Below are 20,177 nucleotides of genomic sequence, written 5' to 3'. Positions count from 1 at the left end.
TTCACTCCAGGGAACTTGCGGGCATCGCGATGATCGCATGCGCGTTGGCGCCACCGGCGCCGAACGATGAGACCGCGCCGTAGCGGACGCCGCCTATGGGCTCCCACTGGTGCAGTTTTGTCGCCAATCGCAGGCCCGTCAGGTCCCAGTCCACCGTCTCGGTGGGGTTGTCCGAGAAGAGCGTTGGTGGGATCTGACCGTGCTGGCCGGCGAGTAACAGTTTGATCAGTCCGAGGATTCCGGATGCCGCTTGTGCGTGCCCGGCGTTCGACTTCAACGAGCCCAGCCGCGCCTTGGATCCCGCCGCGCCGTAGGTCTTGAAAAGGGCCAGCAATTCCACCGGGTCGCCCGCGCGGGTCGCGGTGCCGTGCCCTTCAATCATTCCGACTTCGGCCGGATCGATCCCCGACGCGTCAATTGTCTTGCGGATGAGCTGCTCTTGCGCGCGCACCCGGGGTACGAGGATCGGCTTGCCTTTGCCGTTGTGGTTGGTGCGGACGGCCAGGATGCGTCCATAGATCCGGTGTCCCAGTCGGCGTGCGCGGGATTCAGGTTCGACAACGACCATCCCCGCGCCTTCCCCCCACACGGTGCCGCTGGCGTCCTCCGAGTAGGCGCGGCAATGCCCGTCAGTGGAAAGCGCATTGAGCCTTGCGAATTCGTAGAAAGCTCCCGGTGACCCCATGACGCACGCCGCGCCGGCAAGCGCCCATTCGCATTCGCCCGTCCGCACCGCCGTCGCGGCCAGGTGCAGTGCGGTCAACGACGACGCACACGCCGAATCGATACACATCGATGGCCCGGACAGTCCAAGGCAGTGCGAGATACGCCCGGCGGCCCCCAGCTGGCCTAGGCTGGCGATCCGATGCCCGCTGTGGGCATCGGCTAAGGCCGCACGCGGGCCGTACTCCATCGGGGACATCCCGACGAAACAGCCGACGTCGGCGCCGTCGAGCGCGCCGGGGTTTATCCCCGAATTCTCCAGTGCCTTCCACGCCACACGCATCGCCACCCGTTGCTGGGGCTGCATCACGAGGGCCTCGCGATGCGTGATACCGAAAAAAGGAGGGTCGAATGTTGTTGCGCCGTCCAGGAACCCGCCCGCGTCGAAAACCGGCCCCCAGCCGTCTAGCTCGGATACCGACAGGAGATCGTCGATCGGCCAGCCGCGGTCGCGTGGAAAGGGGGCAATCAGTTCCCTGGCTTCGGCAAGCGCGGACCACAAGGCTGCGGGACTGTCGATTCCCCCGGGCGCCTCGACGGCCATTCCGGAAATGACGATTGGGTCGTCGCTGCTCACGCCGTCTGCTCGCGGTGCGCACTAGACGCCAACAACTCCGCGACGGCGCCTATGTGCGATTCCAGGTAGAAGTGTCCGCCGTCGAACATCGTGACCTTGAGGGTGTCGGTATGTTTGCCCCACCCGTACAGATCGCCCAACGTTATATACGGGTCTTGATTACCGCCCATCGCATGTACCGGAGCCGCTACCTTGATGTCGTCGGCGCAGGAGTAGGCGTCAAAGGCATTGTAGTCGGCTTTAATTACCGGAAGCGCCCGTCTCATGATTTCGCGGTCGGTGAACACATCCGTGCTGGTTCCCTCCAGCGCCGCTAGATGGTTGAGGATCCCCTCGTCATCCTTGGGATGCGGTGGCTTGGCCGCGGCGCGGTAAGGGGCAACCGCCGCGGAGACGTTCAACTGGCGCACATCGATTCCGCTGGCTTCGGCGATACGGACAAACTCGAACGCGACCAACGCCCCCATGCTGTGCCCAAACGTGACGATTGGGATCCCGCGATTGTGCTCTGACGTCCAGAATTCGCCGAACGCTCCAGCGGCGATGTCGGGGAGTGATTGCAACGACGCTTCAGCCGCCCGGTCCTGTCGTCCCGGGTACTGGAAAATAATGACCTTGAATGTCGTGCGCAGTGCTTTCGAAAATTCGCGGTAGGCCGACGCGCCAGCCCCAGCATGCGGAAAAATCAGCAACGGAACGCTTTCGGGCAAATCCGGTTCGTGGAACTGTCTGATCCACCCCAGTGTGCGCGGCATGCAACGCTACCTTTCGCTTCGTGTCGCTGTATGCGCCTCGAGGAGCCCGCGCGGCGGCACAACCACCGCATGCGTCATTAACTTAGCGTAGGCTAACATAAGCTCCTCGCCTTCGGGGGATCGCACCGGCCCGCCGTCCGGGTTTGGGGCGGCGCTTGGTCGGCCCTATCGGTCACGGATCATGAGGGCGGCGCGCTTGTTTGGCAGATCGAGGTCCGTGATGCGCTGAAACCCGGCGTGGTCGAGCACCCGGAGCACCCGCACATTGTCAACGTCGGGCTCGGCGACCACCCGTGCGGCCAGCGGATCCGCCTCCAGTTGCCATGACGAGACCGTGCGTAGCAGGTCCACCGCCAGCCGCCGTCCGCGGCACTCGGGTGGACCCAGCAGCATGTGCACGCCTGCGTCGTGCTCGCGGGCGGGGTAGTAGTCGGACAGCGGATCAAGATCGGCGCGGTAAAGCTCCCAGTAACTCATCGGGACGCTATCCAACAGACCCAGGTACGGAACCGAGTGTGCGCTGGAGTGCTGTTGATGCAGATAGGACGCAATCCGGACGCGGGACCACGGCTTCCGCCAGAATCGCGCCACCTCGGGGTCGTTCATCCAGCAATGCATCAGGTCGAGGTCGCCGTCGGGGTCCAGCCGGCGCAGCGAGAATTCGCCCGCGAACACTTCATGATCAACCGCGGCGCGGCATTGCTGCAGATCTTGCATCTGCACCCGTGTACCTCCCGACCAAAGGGGCCCTGTAGTGCGCGACGAGCACATAAAGCGATGGGCGATCCGATCTCGTCGCCGCGGCAGGCGCACGAGCCCTGTAACTTAGTGAAGGCTAACATAAGCCCGCAGTCGCGGTAGGGTGCCGGCGACGAAGGGATCGTTACTGCGTGTCGTGTCGTTCGGGTTCCGGATCTGGGGTGTAGGACGCCCCATGCTCGGACCGATCCGGCGAACTGAATAACGGGAGTGAGGCGAGCCATGGCCGACGACGTCAAGACTTTGGAGCAACGTCGCCTGGAACTGCTACGTAGGCGCATCGCCGAACGCGGTCTGGCGGCGCGGGAGTCGGTCGAGCTGGTGCGGATCTGTGCGGGAGAACGTTACCGTCTGTCGCCCGGCCAGCGGCGGATGTGGTTCCTGCAGGCCATGGACACAAGCGACGTTACGCTGAACATTTGCGTCGCCTACCGGCTCACGGGCGCCCTGGACGAGGCACGCTTGCGCGCCGCCTTCAATCAGGTCGTTGCCCGGCACGCGATCCTGCGTACCACCTACGCGGTGGACACCGAGGGTGAGCCTTATCAAGTGTTTTCCGATGGCGTTGAGATCGGTTGGCGAACAGATGATTTGACCCATCTTTCAGAGGAGGACCGCGATCGCCGGGTCCAGGCGCTGGCACGAGACGAGTTCGGCCGGTCATTCGACCTCACCGAGGAGCTTACGCTGCGGACAACCCTGATCCGCTCCGGCCCAGACGAATTCGTGCTGTTCTTCGTCGTACACCACATTTGTTGGGATGACGATTCCTGGGCTGTCTTCTTCGGCGAGCTGAGCGCTGCCTATAACGGTCTTCAGTTGAATAGCCGTGCGCCACAGTTCGTTTCGGTCGCGGTGCTAGGTAATGAGGCGGAACCCGCGAGTGCCGACGTCGGTTACTGGGCGGACACTTTGCGGCCGTCACCGGATCCGCTGGAGCTTCCCGGTGCGGCTGCCGTGCATCCGTCCAGGCAGGCCGATCGTCGGGCTCGCGCCCTTCCCGCCGGCTTGTTCGGCAGGGTCGAGGATTTTGCCCGAGACCGCTCCGCTTCACCATTTATGGTGTTGTTGGCGGCCTTTGGCGTGCTGATACGCCGCTATACCGGCGCAGCAGATTTTGTGATCTCCGTGCCGGTCACCGGACGCAGCGCCCCGGCCGAGGGGGCGATCGGGTACTTCGGCAACACGCTGTTGCTGCGGATCGTCGTTCGACCGCACGACACGTTCACCTCGTTCGTCGACGCGGTACGCGAAACCTGTTTTGCCGGGTTCGCCCACCAGTCCGTTGGCATCGATCGAGTGGTGCGCGAAGCCAACCCGGAGCGGGCAATGGGGCACGATGGCATGGACCAGCTGGTCCGCTTGGGTTTCAGCATGCGCAACAGCGCAAGTGGATTGATACTGGACGGTGTCACGGTAGGACAACTCGAATTGGGCGCGGTAGCCGCCCAGCTTCCGTTGGCCTTGACGGTTGTGCTCGACCCAAAGGGAGTATCGGTCGAGCTCGAGCACCAGACCGACGTGTTGAGCTCGGCACTCGTTGATCAGATGCTGACCCATTATCTGCAGCTGTTGAACAACGCCCTGGCCGAACCCGAACGTCGCCTAACCAAATTGGACCTGCTCGGCGCCGGCGAGCGGGAAGCCGTCCTGGCGCAGTCGCACGGGGAAGTTGTCGCCACGCCGGCCACCACGATGGTCGCGATGCTTGAAACAGCCGCGGCCGTCGCTCCCGACGCGGTCGCGCTAGTTTCCGACGCGGGTGAAGTCACCTATGCCGACCTGCATGCTCGCGCGAATCGTTTGGCGCGCTGGCTTATCGGACGAGGCTTCGGTGCCGAGGACGTCATCGGGCTGCGCATGACCACGTCGATAGAGTTCATCGTCGCGCTGCTCGCCGTGCTGAAAGCCGGTGCGGCCTACCTGCCGATCGACCCCGCCTATCCCGACGACCGCATCCAATACCTTGTCACGGATGCCCGACCCCAGACGGTTATCGGGCGACAGGAACTCGACGCCGCCGAAGACGCCGCCGCACAGTTGTCGGACGCCGCGCTCACCGATGCCGACCGGCTACGTCCGTTGCGTCCCGACCACTTGGCTTACGTCATCTACACTTCCGGTTCCACCGGGCGGCCCAAGGGCGTGGCTGTCTCGCACCGCGCGATCGCCGAGCACGTGGATGGTTTCATTGCCGAGTGGAGCGTGACCGGAGAAGACCGGTGGCTGCAATCGTCGTCGGTGAGCTTCGATGCTTCACTGGCAGACATCTTCATCCCGTTGTCGCTTGGCGCACAGCTGATCGTGCCCAGGCCCGAGGCCTTCGGTGACATCGATTACGTTGCCGAGCTGATCAATCGCCGCGGCGTCACCGTGCTCCACATGGTGCCCTCCATGCTGAGCACCCTGCTAATGCTGCCGCAGGCCAGCCAATGGCGGCAGTTGCGTCATGTGCCGGTGGGCGGAGAAGCGCTTCCCACTGAGGTAGCCGACAAATTCGCCAGCTACTTCGACGCGGAGCTACGCAATCACTATGGCCCGACCGAGGCCGTCGTGTGCTCGACACACAAGCGGGTCGCGGGGTCGCAGGGCGCGCGCGTAGTGCCGATCGGCGTGCCGAACCGCAACGTCTACGCCTACGTGCTCGACGAGCAGTTGCAACCGGTGCCCGCGGAGGTCGTCGGTGAGCTGTACCTCGGTGGCATTCAGTTGGCGCGTGGGTATCTCGGTCGTCCCGGGCTGACCGCGCAGCGATTCATCGCCGACCCTTTCAATCCCGGCATGAGGCTGTATCGATCCGGAGACCTGGTCCGCCGCAACATCTCTGGCGACCTGGAATTCGTCGGCCGAGCCGACGAGCAGGTCAAGATTCGTGGCTTCCGCATCGAGCTCGGCGAGGTCGAGTCCGTCATCAAAACGCATCCAGCGGTGCGGCACTGCCTCGTCGCCGTGGAAGACACCGAGGCTGGGCCCATGCTGGCCGCGTACCTGGTGCCAGCGGCTGATGAACACCTCTCCGCCGACTTAGATCTCGATGAGATACGCGCACATGCCGCCTCGGCGCTGCCTGAATACATGGTGCCCAGCGCATTTGCAGTTATCCATGAGATCCCGCTGACTGTGAGCGGCAAACTGGACAAACGGGCACTGCCCGCACCTACGCCTATCGCTGTGCGCCGCTACCGTGAGCCGGCGACCGAGACCGAGCGCCGGATGTGCTCGATTTTCGCCGAACTGTTCGGCTGGGAGCGTGTGGGTGCTGAGGACTCATTCTTCGGGCTGGGTGGCCATTCCCTGCTGGCGGCTCGGCTGGTCGCGCAGATCCGTGCCGAATTCGGCATAGAGCTGACCGTTCGCGCCGTGTTCGATACGCCCACCCCGGCCGGATTGGCGGCTGCGCTGGTCGAGCAGTTCCGTGCCGAGTTCGACATCGACCTTGACGCGATGGACGCCGAGGACACTTTCGACGACGCAACGTCGGCTTGGCAATCGAGCCGCCCAGAACTCGTCGAATCGGTTCGCCCGGAGCGGCTCCCGTTGTCCTACTCGCAGCTCGCCGCGTGGTTCCAGTATCGGATGGAAGGGGCGGGGGACGGCTTTAACATGCCCTTTGCGCTTCGCTTCGACGGTCCCCTGGACATCGTCGCCCTCACCGAGGCGGTCAACGACGTCGTTAAGCGCCACGACGCCCTGCGCACGAACTTCGATGAGCACGAAGGCGTTCCGTATCAAATCGTGCACCCGATCTTGCAGTTGGAACTAAAAGTCCGGGAGGTCACCCCGGACGGCTTCGATGACGCGGTGGCGCAGCAGCGCCGGCACGTGTTTACGCCCGAGTCGGGGCCGTTGATTACGGTCACCCTGTTGGCGCTCGGCACGGATACGCATGTGCTGTTGGTGGTCGTTCACCACATCGTCAGCGATCACGCCTCTCTGGGGATCTTCTTTGACGACCTCGTCACCGCCTACCGCGCGCGGCACCAAGGGCAGGCGCCGCAGTGGACCACATCGCCGATCCAATTCGTGGACTACGCGCTGTGGCAACGAGACGCATTCGCTTCCCTATGGGGACAGGCTGAGCTGGCGTATTGGCGTGACGCCCTCGCTGGGTTGCCCGACGAGGTCTCGGTTGCCCACGATTATTCCCGCCCGCCGGCGCTCGGAAAGCGTGGGGAGGTGGTGACTTTCACCGTGCCCGCCACCCGCCGGGCGTCCTTAACACAGCTCGCCGAGCAAAATGGCGCCAGCGAGTTCATGGTTTACCAGGCCGCCCTGGCGGTAGTGCTGCACAAGCTCGGCGGAGGGACGGACATTCCGCTCGGCAGCCCGGTCGCGTCCCGTGTCGAACCGATCACGGCTAATCTGATCGGCTTGTTCGCCAACGTGGTGGTGCTGCGCAACGATCTGTCCGGTGATCCAAGCCTGCGCACCATGCTCACCCGTAGCCGCCACACGGTGCTCGACGCATTCGCACACCAAGAGCTGCCCATCGAACGTCTGGTTGAGGCTCTCAACCCACCGCGCTCACGGTCCCGAAACCCGCTGTTTCAGAACATGATCCACTTTCGCGGAGAGGATTGGGCGCTGATACCGCGCCCTCTCACCGAGACCGGCGGCACCACGGTCGTACCGCTTCCGATGGACTTCGAGGTCTCACTACTGGATCTGGACGTGGGCATGAGCGTGACGCCGGCCGGTGAACTCGACGTGCGCGTCGTCGCCAATGCCGATCTCTACGAACCTGCGTCGGTTGCCCTTATCGCCGCCGCTCTGAACGCAGCACTCGATGCGTTCGCGACGGCGCCGGACCGTCCCGTGTCCAGCCTGGAGTTGCTTCCCACGGATGATTTGGAGAAACTTTTCGCCCCGCCGGCCCCGCCCATCGCTGCGCCCTCGAAACCGGCCACCGCAGGCTCGGTGGAAACCGAGCGGATCCTCATCACCTTGCTAGAGGAATTGCTCGACGTCACCGGTCTCGATCGCGACGACAACTTCTTCGCGCTCGGCGGTGACAGCATCATCTCCATTAAATGGTCGGCGCAGGCCACCGCGCAGGGACTGGCCTTCACCCCGGGAATGGTGTTCGAGTACATGACCATCGGCGAGCTGGCCGCGGCGGTCGACGCGGCAGCGGGTCAGCCGGCGGCCGAGACGGATTCGCCGCCGAAGCAGGAATATACGCCGATGAGCGCGTCGGGCCTGACCCCCGATGCGTTGGCGCAACTCAACGCATCCTGGCTCAACCAGTCGTGACGGCACCCGTGAGGTATTTGTGACCACAGCTCCGCCGCAGATCGAGGACGTGCTCGCTCTCAGCCCTTTGCAGGAAGGGCTGTTTGCGTTATACCGATTGGCGCAGGACAGTATCGACCTTTACAGCATGCAGTTCGTCGTCGATGTCGACGGACCAGTCGATCTCGAGCTGCTCCGCCGCAGCGCTCAAGCCATGCTGGTCCGACACCCGAATCTGCGCGCCGCCTTCTGGGATCGTGATGTACCGAAGCCCGTGCAGATCGTGCCCATGCAGGCCGAGCTGCCCTGGTCCGAACGGTTCGCACCGCCAACGGAATTCGATGCCATTGCACGATCGGAGCGGCGCCGCCCGTTCGATCTGAGTCGTGGACCGGCATTGCGGGTTGTGGTGCTTGGCACTCCCGGCGAGACCAGGCGCCGGATGATTTTCACCGCCCACCATATTCTGGTTGACGGCTGGTCTCTCGCCGTGTTCTTCACCGAGATGCTCACCGTGTATCGGGCGGGAGGATCGACCGACGGGCTACCGAGCCCGCGCCCCTACCGTGACTACATCGTCTGGCTTGCCCAGCAGGACAGGGCGGCCGCGACCGCTCAGTGGATGACGTATCTGCAGGGTGTGTCCGGCCCGCTCATGGTGGCGGATGGGACCGTCGCCGCGGGCGAGGGCGTGCCGGAAAAGACCGAATTGCTGTTGCCTGCGGCCGATACGGTGCGGCTGCGACAGTGGGCGGGTCGCAACGGTCTTACCCTCAACACCGCGGTGCTATTCGCGTGGGCGGTTGTGCTCAGCAGGCTCACCGACCGTCGCGATGTCGTTTTCGGCACCATCGTGTCCGGCCGGCCGGAAAACCTGCCCGGCGTGGAAACCATGGTCGGACTGTTCATTAACGCCGTGCCGGTGGTGCACCAGGTGAGCACCGCCGACTCGGTGGTGGAGCAATGCGCCCGCTTGCAGCGCGAGTCGTCGGCGATGCGCGACATCGGTTATCTCAGCCTGTCGGAAATCCAGCGTGAGCATGGCCGGGGAACCCTATTTGATTCGCTATTCGTCTTCGAGAACGCACCGATCGAGGACGCCATCCGGACGGTGACCACACCAGACGGAGCCCGGTTCAGTCCGGTAGAGATGGAGAGTCTCACGCACTACCCGTTGACTGTGGTCTCGCACATGCGAGACGACGCGCTGTTGGTACTGGTCGAGGCGATTCCCGAGGCACTTCCGCATCTTCGGCCCTCCCAGATCGGCGAGCGCTTGCTCGCCGTGCTGCGCCAACTCCCCGATATTGGCGACGACACCCCCGACACGCTGGATATCCTCACCACGGCGGAGCGCGCCGAGTTCGAAGGACTTGCGACGCGGCCGCTACCCACTGCGGAGAGCACCTCGGTGTGGGAGACATTCGAGCGGCAGGTCCACGCCACACCGCATGCCGTCGCCCTAACTACCGGCGGTGGTGACTGCTATACCTATGCCGAACTACACGCGCACGCTTGCCGGCTCGCGGGGGAGTTGGCCGAACGGGGCATAGGACCGGAAAAAGTCGTTGCGCTGGTGCTGCCGCGCTCGACGAATTCCATCGTCGCCATCCTGGCCGTACTCGCCGCCGGTGGCGCCTATCTGCCGGTCGATATCACGTTGCCGAACGCTCGTATCGAATCTATTTTGCGGCAAGCAAATCCGGTACTCGCCATCGCCGAAGCCGGCTACACGGAGTTGGTAAGCGGCCGGGTCAACACAGTGGTGATCGACGAACCCGCTGCCGCCGGCCGCATCTCGCAACGCGCAGCCGCCAGCTTGGCGGTTCGCCGGCACCCCGAGCACAGCGCGTACGTCATCTTCACCTCGGGCTCGACCGGTGAACCCAAGGGCGTCATCGGCACCAATGCCGCTTTACTCAGCTATTTCGCTGACCACCGCGACCGTGTCTACCGGGCGGCTTCGGCACGCCTGGGCCGCCCGCTGCGGATCGCCCACGCCTGGTCCCTGAGCTTTGACGCCTCTTGGCAGCCCATGGTGGGCCTACTCGACGGGCATGCGATCCACCTGTTCGACGCCGAGGAGATGCGCGACGCAGACCGGCTGGTGCAAGGGATGGCCGCCAACCAGATCGACATGATCGACACCACCCCGTCGATGTTTCTGCAACTGCGTGCCGCGGGACTTTTGGACCACTCTCTTTCGGTGCTGGCCCTCGGCGGTGAAGCAATCGATACCGCGCTGTGGGAGCAATTGCGCGCTCCGTCGCCAACCGCGGTCTACAACTGCTATGGCCCCACCGAAACGACGGTCGAAGCGGTGGTGGCACCGGTCACGGAATACCAAAAGCCGACGATCGGCACCGCGAACGCTGGAACCGTCGGTTACGTCCTGGATTCGGCGTTGCGGATGGTGCCGGACGGTGTGGTAGGCGAGCTCTATCTGTCCGGGGCGCAGCTGGCCCGTGGCTATGTCGGCAGGTCTGCGATGACCGCGGCTCGCTTCGTGGCGGACCCGCTGCGTCCCGGCCAACGCATGTACCGCACCGGTGACCTGGTACGTCGCCTGCCGCACGGTGGATACTCCTATGTGGGACGCTGCGACTGCCAGGTCAAGATCCGTGGCTACCGCGTGGAGATCGGTGAGATCGAGGCGGCCCTGCGCGGTCAGCCGCAGGTGTGCGATGCCGCGGTTTCCGTTCTGCGTCGCGAGACCGGCGCAATTCTGGTGGGTTTTGTTGTGTGGCAGGAGGATGTGGCTGCCGACCTGATACAGCTGCGTACCGCGCTCACCGAACGGCTGCCGCCTTACATGGTTCCCGCCCGAATCGTGGCGATACCTCAGCTGCCGGTGAATGCGAACGGCAAGCTGGATGGCCGTGCATTGGACCGGCTTGCCGAGGATGCGCTCTTGCGTGTCACTGAAGGCGGGGCGGCATCGGCGTCCACCGACACCGAACGATCGCTGTGCAAAATATTCGAGGAACAGTTCAACGGCGTAGTGCCACACGTCGACGACGACGTCTTCTCGCTCGGGTTAGACAGCATCGTGGCGATTTCGTTGGTCCATAAGGCGCGGCGGCACGGCCTGTCATTGAGTCCCCGGATGCTATTCACCGCACCGACAATTCGCCAACTCGCGGACGCGTTGGACCTAGCAGCCGAATCGGGCACCGCCCTCGAGGCCGTCGAATACGGCGAGGTTCTGCCCCTGCCGATGGTGTCCTGGCTCTACGAGTACGGAAACTACCGCCGGTTCACCCATACCGTTTTGCTGCGATTGCCGTCTGAAATCGACCGCCCCTCAATCGAGTCGATGCTGCAGTTGTTGTTCGACGGGCACGACACTCTGCGATCGATTCTGGTTGAGACCGCCGGGGGACCGCGCCTTGTTACGCGCGAACCCGGCGTCGTCCGTGCCACTGATGTGCTTACCCGCGTTGAGCTACCCAATTCGTCCCGCGAGGAACTAAACACGGCCATAACAGATTCGGCGCGTAAGGTCACCGAGGAGATCGATCCCCATTCGGGTGCCATGGTGCGAGCGGTGTGGTTTTCCGGGGCCGTGCACGGCGAGCTGCTGCTGATCACCGCGCATCATCTTGCGGTAGACGTGGTGTCCTGGCACATCATTCTCGGCGACCTCGCTGGAGCTTGGCGCTCACTGACATCGGGCGAAACGCCAAAGACATTGCCAGAGTTTACTTCTTACCGACGGTGGTCGGAGCTGATGTGGCAGCGGGCCGCTACCGCCGAAGTGCAGGCCCAGCGCGATTACTGGAACGCCCAGGTTCAAGGGCCCGATCCTGCGCTGGGTAGGCGGCATCCTGATGCTACCCGTGACACGTGGTCGACTCTGCGGGTCACACGGGCGCTCATACCGATCGACGTCACTGAGCGCGTGCTCACTGCGCTCACCAGAGATAAGGGCATGGACGAATTCCTGCTGGCCGCGCTCACGATGGCCGTCGCGAGTTGGCGGCGTACTCGTGAACAAGATTCGGCGGCTGGCACGCTCGTCACGATGGAGGTCCATGGGCGCGCTGACGCCATTTTGGACACGGACACCACGAACACGGTCGGTTGGTTCACGACTGCATACCCGGTACGGCTCGGAGTGGGTGTGTCAGGCGTCGACGCCGAGCAGGCAGCAAGCGATCCGGCGGCGGCCCGAGCGCTATTCGATTCGGTGGCTGGCCATTTGAGTGCGATTCCGAATGAAGGCCTGGACTTTGGACTGCTTCGTTATGTGGACCATGTTCCAGAACTGCAGGATGCTGTCGAACCTCAGATCATGTTCAGCTACTTGGGTCGCCTCGACCTCGCCGGTGGAACGGATCAGCCCTGGTCCTTAGTTGCCGGCGACCAAGTCGACGTTTTGCCCGTCGACCCTGAGCCAGATCTGCCACTGCGTTTTGCGCTGTACCTAGCCGCGGCAGTACGGGGAACATCCGAAGGTCCGCAACTGACGGCTAACTGGCTCTGGAGCGATGCCCTGTTCGCGTCCTCCGACATCGACCGGCTAACGCAACTCTGGCAATGGGGCATAGCCGCGCTCGCGGCTGGATTGAATGAAAGCCCGGCGTAGAAAGTGGAAAAGAAATGACCCGCCGGTGAAGCTCAGCGTGGCAGGCCGGAATGCCTGCCCGTCATCGCGCCCCACTGCCTCGACGTCGCAGCATTGACCGACGAGGAGGTTCTCGCCGAGGGCTAGTTCGGGGCGGGTGACCCGACGATGATACTGCCGACGCTGCACTCCTGTAGTTCATCGACACCGGTGGCCGCGACGAAAGCGGCGGTATCACCGAAGCCTTGCGCGCACGCGCCGAGGCCCATCGCGGTCGCGGCCAGGTAGATCGTCTGCATGAGGACGCCGACATCTTTGAGGATGGCGGCATAGGCGATCTGCTCGTAGGTCCACATGATGCGACCGCAACGCGCAGCCATGACGACGAGCACTTGCGGCTCGGCACCTCCGGTGAGAGTTGCTGCGGCCGGTTTCAACAGCTGGGACACGGCCTTCGAATCTGGTCCAGCGACAGGGCGTAGGACATGGTCGAACGAGTCGTAGTGGTACATTGCCGGCTCGAGTCCGGCGACATTGCGCACCACAGGGTAGAGCTCCAGCTCATACAGACTGCCACCAGAAGGGTACGGGCGTGACACGAGTTCCTCCCCGTCAGCGACGAGTTCGGTTCTCCGCGTTCGCGCTGTGCGGTAGAGCAGTTCGGCCAACTGCCCAACAGTAATCGGGCGGGCGTCATCGAATGTCCTTGTGGAAACTCGGTCTTCGAGGACGGCCGTCAAAGTCGGGTCCTGCATTCGTTTGGCCGCCAGATCGGGAACCAGAAGGGCAATAGGCTCACCCGGATAATTCGTCCTGCGCGCGGGCGGCTGTGGGAATCGACCCTTCGCCCACTTGGTCGGGCCGAAACGCTCCCAGGTGACGGTGCGTTGCCCCAGAGTGCTGCGGCGGTGAAACCACAGATCCGGTGCGCTCCAGCTGAGAGCATCGAATCTGCTGTCTTCGGCGCCGAGGTTGGTGAGGATGCCACACCAGTGCAGATCCTCGATGAACCGCGAGGTGACGGCGCTCGGCACGCCTGAGACGTCTGCTGCAGGCCCGTCGAGCAGGACAAGCAGGCGTGAGTCGTGAATGCGCACATCACACCACGCCAGCGGATGCTCAAGGACGAAACCCTCTGAGTCTCGGTGCAGTACAGCAAATTTCGATAGCGCGAAGGACCGTGGCGACATCGGCGCCGGCCGTTTTGCGGGCCGCTCGAACGGCAGGATGGAGTAAAAATCGTTCTTTTCGTCGCGCACAGTGACCGTCAGCCAACCGCTCGTGGCGAGCTGATCTATCAGCGTGCCGACACCGCTTTCGTCTGTCGCCGTGAGTATCTCCGACAGCGTTGCCGGCCCGAGATTCAGCGTTTTGAGTGCCTGTAGCTGGCCAGGGGTCAATCGGGTCAGCTTCTCGCTGCGCGGAGGATTCAGCAGCACCGCTCCAGCGGGCGTGACCAAGCAGGTGACACCGGAACGGAACGCGAATCTCGTTTGGCCGGGGTATCTGACGTCGGGCAATCCGCGAACCCTTCCGCTTCCGAATTAATCCACCATCTCGACGCCCTCAGCGTAAGCGAGGCACAGTTCGTGCGGGTTAGCAGCTCCGGCGCGGGCTCACCAGTAAGCCAGCGGATAGCGTGCACGTGACGGGACCCGTCGCAAAACGAGGAACGCGAATCGCGAAGTGCACAATTGCCACGCGTAACACGGCGCTGCTGTTCGGTCTTCCGTGAGAACGGAAGGGGAGTATGACCATCAAATGGGTCGCTCCGGGCACGGCGGGGCGGCGGGTCGGTTGGGATGGGGCAATACAGTGGCCGCCGAGCCCCGCGCCGAGGTTTCCGCGCCCGCCTGGGGTCTTGATAACATTGCTGTGTTTGCGTATGTGGCCGACCGAGCACCGACAGGGTAGAGACGATGCCAACCTGGCCAATTCCCGAGACCTGGATCCCGCGGGTGGTTCTGCTCGGCTACAGCGGGTTGCTCGCCGCGGTCGCCGGATTCGTCAATTCGGTGGCCCTTTTGGTGTGGGCATTTCCGGTGGGCAACCTCACCGCCTTAACCACCAAGGCGGGTATGCATAGCACGAATCCTCTTATCTACCAGGGCCGGATGATCGCGGCGATCGTGTTCGGATTTCTATTCGGAGCCATTGCGGCGGGTGCGGTGCTGGCGGCCGTACGGACTATTGCTGGCCCTCGTCACGCTGCCGTCCTGCTGGCCGAAGCCGCGCTGCTGCTCGCCGCAGCTGGCGTTGAGCACCCGATCGGCAGAGCGCTCCTCGCCGCGTGCGCATGCGGGCTGCAGAACGGAATGACGTCCAATCTTCCGGGGATGCCGATTCGCACCACGCACTTCACCGGCACGATTACCGACCTCGGTCTGCTCTTGGGCCGCAGCCACCGCCACCGGGTGGACAAGTGGAAGGCCACCGTGCTGACGACGACCGTGGTGCTGTTCGTGGGTGGCGCAGCCGCCGGCGTGCTGCTTGGCAACCGGATTGGTGACCACGCGCTGATTCCCCCCGCCGTCGCCTGCCTAGCTCTGGCCGCGGTCATCATGCTGCAATACCGCCGTCGCGGCGCCCGCGGGGCTCCAGTGGCAGCGGTCGTCGAGCCCGCGTAGCGAGTCATCTCAGCTCGCCGGATCGCTCAGCAGCGACACGTGCACTACTGATGCCGAAAATCCTGTCGCAAGCGGTCATGCGCTGCCTCGCAATGTGCGCCCTGAGTGCCGGACATAGCAAGGGTAAGAACCCTGGTGCGGCTACGGGGGCCGGGCTTTATCCCAGCCACCACGACGAACATGCACGCTGAGGGGCAAAAACCTCCATCATGTTCGACGCCGACCACAGTCGTCCTGGCTGGTAGGCGGGCGACCACCACGCGACCGAGCGCCCCTAAACTGAGGTGGCACTCATTTCCCACGGGTAACGACCGACACCGGGTCGTTTCGCTCGCCCTGCCCCGCGCACATCGGCTGGCCACACCGCTGGACAACCCCGCGTTCGCCTGCCTGACGATACTGTCGTGGGTGTTGGGCTCGGCCGCCACGGTTGCCCGAAGCCGGCGGTGGTCGAGCTGGTCTATGCGGCGGTCGGAAACCGGCGGTGGTCGGCGCGCGCCCAGGGGAAGTGGAGAGCATCATCGGTATCGTGTGCACCACGCGACAGCCCGAGGTGGCGACGGTGGTTATAGAGACCGAGCCGCAACAGGGGTCGGTGCCGATGCGGGCCAAAGCCGCGGTGGATGCGGCCGCGATCATGTCGACGCTCGGCGGCGGGGACATGCTGGCCGCCAGCGATACATCCGCCGGTCCTGCCGCCGAAATGGTCACTGCCCTGGTCACGGCAGTTGCCTGACGAGCGCCCGGCGGCTGTGCCGCCGACAGGTCCGCGAAGCCGCCGCGTCGGCGACCTGGAGCGGAGCATCACCGGCCTGGCCCTGCCGGCGCTCGCGGTGCTCGCCGCCGAACCGCTTTACCTGTTATTCGATACTGCGGTGGTGGGCCACCTGGGTGCGGTGAGCCTGGCCGGGTTGGCCATCGGCGCCGTGGTGCTCGGCCTGGTCGGAGTCCAGTTCCTGTTCTTGTCGTATGGCACGACGTCACGCTCCGCCCGCCACTTCGGCGCCGGCGACCGGGCATCGGCAGTCACGGAGGGAGTGCAGGCCACCTGGTTGGCGCTCGGCCTGGGCGCGCTGATCGTCGTCATGGTGCAGGCCGCCGCGGCGCCGCTGGTGTCGGCGATCGCCGCACGCGGGCAGATCGCCGGCGCGGCGTTGCCGTGGTTGCGGATCGCGATCGTGGCCGCCCCGGCGATCCTGGTGTCGCTGGCAGGTAACGGGTGGATGCGCGGGGTGCAAGACACCGCGCGACCGCTGCGCTATGTGGTCGCCGGTTTCGGGCTGTCGGCACTGCTGTGTCCGTCGCTGGTGTACGGCTGGCTGGGCTTGCCCCGCATGGGCCTGGCGGGCTCGGCGGTGGCCAACCTGGTGGGCCAGTTGCTGACAGCATTGCTGTTCGGGCGCGCGCTGTTGGCCGAGCGGGTGCCGCTGCGGCTCGACCGCACTGTGCTGCGCGCCCAAGTGCTGATGGGCCGCGATCTGATCGTTCGGACCCTGTCGTTCCAGGTTTGTTTCATCTCCGCCGCGGCGGTGGCCGCCCGGTTCGGCACAGCGGCGGTGGCCGCTCACCAGGTGCTGCTGCAGCTGTGGGATTTAGCTGTGCTGGTGCTTGACGCGCTGGCGATCGCGGCGCAGTCGCTGGTGGGCGCGGCATTGGGGGCAGGCCAGACCGTGCGCGCCAAGTCGGTGGCCCGGCATGTGGCGGCGTATTCGCTGGTCGCCGCGACGTTGCTTGCTCTCGTGTTCGGCCTGGGCGCTCCGGTACTGCCCACGTTGTTCACTCACGACCGGTCAGTTCTGGACGCGATCGCTGTGCCGTTGTGGTTCTTGATCGCCCAGCTGCCGATCCAAGGGATCGTATTCAGCCTGGACGGAGTCTTGGTCGGCGCCGGCGACGCCAAGTTCATCCGCAACGCCACGCTGATCAGCGCATCGGCCGGGTTCTTGCCGTTGATCTGGCTGTCGTTGATCTTTGGCTGGGGACTCGCCGGGATCTGGTCGGGTTTGGGCACCTTCATGGTGGTGCGATTGGGTTTCGTGGGGTGGCGCGTCTTGTCCGGTCGTTGGACGGTGCCGGGCACCGGCTAATGCCCTTGTGGGCAATGCGCCGAAGTTTCGTGCACGGTTAGCCCAACGCCTCGTCGGCCAGTCGGCCTGCACGCGCACCGAACGACGGATTCCACCACCGCGAGCAGCCGCCACTCATCCCACGTCAGCTCATCACCCATTGTCGGCACTCACTGTGACTCGGTGACCGCGATGAATCGATACCGCTTCGCTGAAAAGCCGCTACAGGCCGCGCGGGTCAGACCGTGGGCCGCTGGTCGGCCCGTGCCGTCCGGGCTGTGCCATTCTGCCGCAAGGCGGGAAGTCGGGTGATGAATGTTGCGCCGTGGCCAGGAGTGCTGTGGGCGGTGATGGTGCCGCCATGGGCCTTGACCAGCTGGGCGACGACCGCCAGTCCGATGCCGGAGCCGTCGGCGCGCGCGGTGCGACTGCGATAGAAACGGTCAAAGATGTGCGGCAGGTCGTCGGCCGAAATGCCGGACCCGGTATCTGTGATGGTGAGTTCGGCCCATCCATCGATCTCGTGCAAGGTGAGGGTGACTGCCCCACCGGCGGGCACGAACTTCAGCGTGTTGGTCAGCTGATTGGCGACGATTTGGGCAACTCGCACCGGGTCCGCGTCAACCCATACCATGTCGAGGTCGGTGCGCACGGCTATTGCAGCTTCGTCGAATCTGCCGGCCAGCGAGTCCGCGGTGTCGGCCACGGTGCTGGTCAGTGAAATCGGATGCCGCTCCAGGGTGAACGCGGCAGCGTCGGCGGACGCGAGCGCTTCCAGGTCGGCGACCAAGTGGGTCAAGCGCAGGGTTTCGTTATGCAGGGAGCGGATGACGCCGTCGGTGGGTTGGCGAATTCCGTCTTGCACGGCCTCGAGTTCACTGCGAAGGATTGCCAGCGGCGTGCGCAACTCGTGGGCGACATCCGCGGTGAAAGCGCGGCGCAGTTGATCCTCTTTTACGAGGTGTTCGACCATGGTGTTGAAAGCCTTTGCCAACTGCCCTATTTCGTTGTTAGGAACAGTGCTGGCGCGTCGGTCCCGATGTCCGGCGGCGAGAGCGCCGGCGGCGCTGGTTAATTCGGTGATGGGTTTGGTGGCGCGCCGGGCGGTGTACACGCCGACGAGCAGCGCTACCAACGCCGCGATCAGCGCGCCGGCCACCAGTAGCCGGTTGACCGATGAATGGAATTCCTTGTCTACGGTAGATACTGAGCCCTGCGGTACGCGGACGACCAGGGTGCCGACCGGCCTGCCCGCGACAACAACGGGCAAGCTGCGGGGTGGTCCGAGACTACCGGCGGCCATCATTTTGCGATGCATCTCGGGTGTGCCGGCATCAGTGTTGGCGTCGGCCACTGACCACACTCGACGACCAGACGCATCGTGAAGTTCGGCCTCAGAGCCGGTCATGATCACGGTAGGCGCGATGCGGTTCAGCGAGACGGGATTCCAGGCATCGTTGCGGCGATAGTCGGCGGCAAACAGCGCCACCAGCTGCTCCTGCTGAGCGTGTTGCTGCTTATCGAGGTAGTCCTGGAACCGTCCGGCGAAGGCCGTGTTGACCAGGACCGCGGTCAGCAGGGCGGAGCCGACGCCGAGCGCGGCGAAGGCGAGGGCGAGCCGGCGGGCGAACCGGCCGGGTAGCAAGCTAGGCATCGCGGTCGAGTGCGAATTTATAGCCGATACCCGGCACGGTAGCCACCACCTGGAACGGTGCGGTGTCGCTGAGTTTGCGGCGCAGGTTCTTCACGTGCACATCGATGGTGCGTTCGTAGGCATCAAATGCGTGGCCCTGGATGCGGCCGACGAGTTCCAGCCGTGTCCAGGCCCGTCCCGGCCGGGACGCGAGCGCGGCGAGCAGATCGAACTCGCTCCGGGTGAGCTCGACAAGCGCATCGCCGGCACGCACTTCGCGGCGATCGGTGTCGATGCGTAGCCGTCCATCCCCGTAGGAGATATCGGTGGACGATTCGGTGGCCGAAGGCCGACTGCGGCGCAGTACCGCCTCGACGCGGGCCACCAGCTCGCGCGGACTGAATGGTTTGACCACGTAGTCGTCGGCTCCCAGCCGCAAACCGGCGACTCGGTCGTTCTCGCTGGCCTTCGCAGTGAGCATGACGATTGGAAGGTCGCTGTCCTTTCGCAGCAGGCGGGCCACTTCGTCACCGGGCAAGCGGGGCAGGCCGAGGTCGAGCAGCACCAGATCAGGGCCCGCGGTCCGGGCCAGATCGAGGGCCGTTTGGCCGTCGGCGGCTTCGAGCACCGCGTAACCCTCGCGTTCGAGGTATTCGCGCACCAGGGTCCGCAGTTTCTTCTCGTCGTCGACGACCAGTACCGTGGGGCTCACGAGTTCACGGTAGGGCACGCCGATCACGGTTTGCTGGCAAGGCGGTTGTTCGAGCGGGGCCGAAAGCTCGTGCCTTTGCCGTTGAATTTGCACATCATCCTGCTGCTGTTCGTCGCGCCTCCGTCTTGCTCGTCGCCGTCGTTCCCGACCCGACGCCGTCGGCGTCGACGTGGTTGTCGCGCGACGACCACCTGCCAGGTGTCTGAGGCGATTCCTCCGACAACCGGGGTGAAGGACATCGGCTCGACAAGAAACCACACCGGCCGCATATCGCACGCTCATCGGTTCTTCACATCCCCGGCATACGTTTGAAGTCGATCCGAACCCCGGATCGCACGCCGAACGGAATCTGTGGAAAAGGAATTCAACCATGACCATCTCAATGCGTCGCGCCGCGCCGTTGTTTGCTGCTGCCACCGCCACGGCAATCTTAGGAATCGGCGTCGCCACCGCCTCCTCCGCGTCCGCCGAACCCAGTGGCTCCGGCTCGGGCAGCGTCTTCGGCGGGTCGGCTGGCGGGGTGCAA

General features: G+C 64.5%; 12 protein-coding genes. 6 read left to right on the top strand and 6 right to left on the bottom strand.

From position 1 onward, the window contains the following. Position 1: 1 nt before the first annotated feature. From DQP57_RS18635 to DQP57_RS18625, 3 genes are all read right to left on the bottom strand, one after another. The gene (locus DQP57_RS18635; protein ID WP_008257493.1) at positions 2 to 1,300 is read right to left on the bottom strand and encodes a polyketide synthase; all 1,299 of its coding nucleotides are present in this window, start codon (positions 1,298 to 1,300) and stop codon (positions 2 to 4) included. After that, positions 1,297 to 2,055, bottom strand: a complete 759-nt coding sequence (locus DQP57_RS18630) for a thioesterase II family protein (protein WP_008257491.1) — start codon at positions 2,053 to 2,055, stop codon at positions 1,297 to 1,299. Before DQP57_RS18630 ends, DQP57_RS18635 begins: the two co-directional genes overlap by 4 nt. Positions 2,056 to 2,220: 165 nt before the next feature. Beyond that, the gene (locus DQP57_RS18625) at positions 2,221 to 2,772 is read right to left on the bottom strand and encodes a GNAT family N-acetyltransferase (protein ID WP_008257489.1); all 552 of its coding nucleotides are present in this window, start codon (positions 2,770 to 2,772) and stop codon (positions 2,221 to 2,223) included. Between the two features lie 264 nt (positions 2,773 to 3,036). On the opposite strand from DQP57_RS18625, the gene DQP57_RS18620 reads away from it, so the two are divergent. Continuing rightward, positions 3,037 to 8,067 carry a non-ribosomal peptide synthetase gene (locus DQP57_RS18620; protein WP_008257486.1) on the top strand — a complete coding sequence of 1,677 codons (5,031 nt, stop codon included), beginning with the start codon at positions 3,037 to 3,039 and terminating at the stop codon, positions 8,065 to 8,067. Between the two features lie 19 nt (positions 8,068 to 8,086). Beyond that, positions 8,087 to 12,634, top strand: a complete 4,548-nt coding sequence (locus DQP57_RS18615) for a non-ribosomal peptide synthetase (RefSeq protein ID WP_008257484.1) — start codon at positions 8,087 to 8,089, stop codon at positions 12,632 to 12,634. A 122-nt stretch (positions 12,635 to 12,756) separates the two neighbouring features. Here the strand turns inward: DQP57_RS18615 and DQP57_RS18610 are convergent, their stop codons facing one another. Continuing rightward, a complete protein-coding gene (locus DQP57_RS18610; protein WP_170320569.1) occupies positions 12,757 to 14,133 on the bottom strand; it encodes a SagB family peptide dehydrogenase in 1,377 nt (458 codons plus the stop codon). A gap of 399 nt (positions 14,134 to 14,532) precedes the next feature. Here DQP57_RS18610 and DQP57_RS18605 point away from each other — a divergent pair, with 399 nt between their 5' ends. From DQP57_RS18605 to DQP57_RS18595, 3 genes are all read left to right on the top strand, one after another. Continuing rightward, on the top strand, positions 14,533 to 15,240 hold the full coding sequence (locus DQP57_RS18605; protein WP_008257479.1) for a YoaK family protein: 708 nt from the start codon (positions 14,533 to 14,535) through the stop codon (positions 15,238 to 15,240). 508 nt (positions 15,241 to 15,748) lie between these two features. Next, positions 15,749 to 15,976, top strand: a complete 228-nt coding sequence (locus DQP57_RS18600; RefSeq protein WP_008257477.1) for a hypothetical protein — start codon at positions 15,749 to 15,751, stop codon at positions 15,974 to 15,976. Positions 15,977 to 15,992: 16 nt separating this feature from the next. Then, a complete protein-coding gene (locus tag DQP57_RS18595) occupies positions 15,993 to 17,327 on the top strand; it encodes an MATE family efflux transporter (RefSeq protein ID WP_008257475.1) in 1,335 nt (444 codons plus the stop codon). A 217-nt stretch (positions 17,328 to 17,544) separates the two neighbouring features. Here DQP57_RS18595 and DQP57_RS18590 read toward each other — a convergent pair whose 3' ends face one another. Then, complete coding sequence (locus DQP57_RS18590; protein ID WP_198345418.1) at positions 17,545 to 18,795, bottom strand: sensor histidine kinase; 1,251 nt, start codon at positions 18,793 to 18,795, stop codon at positions 17,545 to 17,547. Between the two features lie 18 nt (positions 18,796 to 18,813). On the opposite strand from DQP57_RS18590, the gene DQP57_RS27470 reads away from it, so the two are divergent. Then, positions 18,814 to 18,948, top strand: coding sequence for a hypothetical protein (locus DQP57_RS27470; protein ID WP_276310845.1), 135 nt, complete (start codon positions 18,814 to 18,816; stop codon positions 18,946 to 18,948). A gap of 4 nt (positions 18,949 to 18,952) precedes the next feature. On the opposite strand, the gene DQP57_RS18585 is transcribed toward DQP57_RS27470, so the two are convergent. Further along, positions 18,953 to 19,678, bottom strand: coding sequence for a response regulator transcription factor (locus tag DQP57_RS18585; protein ID WP_008257471.1), 726 nt, complete (start codon positions 19,676 to 19,678; stop codon positions 18,953 to 18,955). Positions 19,679 to 20,177: the final 499 nt, after the last annotated feature.

Origin of the sequence: Mycobacterium colombiense, assembly GCF_003284935.1 — a bacterium.
GTDB lineage: Bacteria > Actinomycetota > Actinomycetes > Mycobacteriales > Mycobacteriaceae > Mycobacterium > Mycobacterium arosiense_A.
Note: the sequence above shows the minus strand (reverse complement) of the source record. Positions and strands in the feature narration are given on the sequence as shown.

Bases quoted from the DNA above. Each gene is read 5' to 3' on its own strand.
- DQP57_RS18630 (WP_008257491.1), bottom strand. From the start codon at position 2,055: ATGCCGCGCACACTGGGGTGGATCAGACAGTTCCACGAACCGGATTTG.
- DQP57_RS18625 (WP_008257489.1), bottom strand. From the start codon at position 2,772: ATGCAAGATCTGCAGCAATGCCGCGCCGCGGTTGATCATGAAGTGTTC.
- DQP57_RS18620 (WP_008257486.1), top strand. From the start codon at position 3,037: ATGGCCGACGACGTCAAGACTTTGGAGCAACGTCGCCTGGAACTGCTA.
- DQP57_RS18605 (WP_008257479.1), top strand. From the start codon at position 14,533: ATGCCAACCTGGCCAATTCCCGAGACCTGGATCCCGCGGGTGGTTCTG.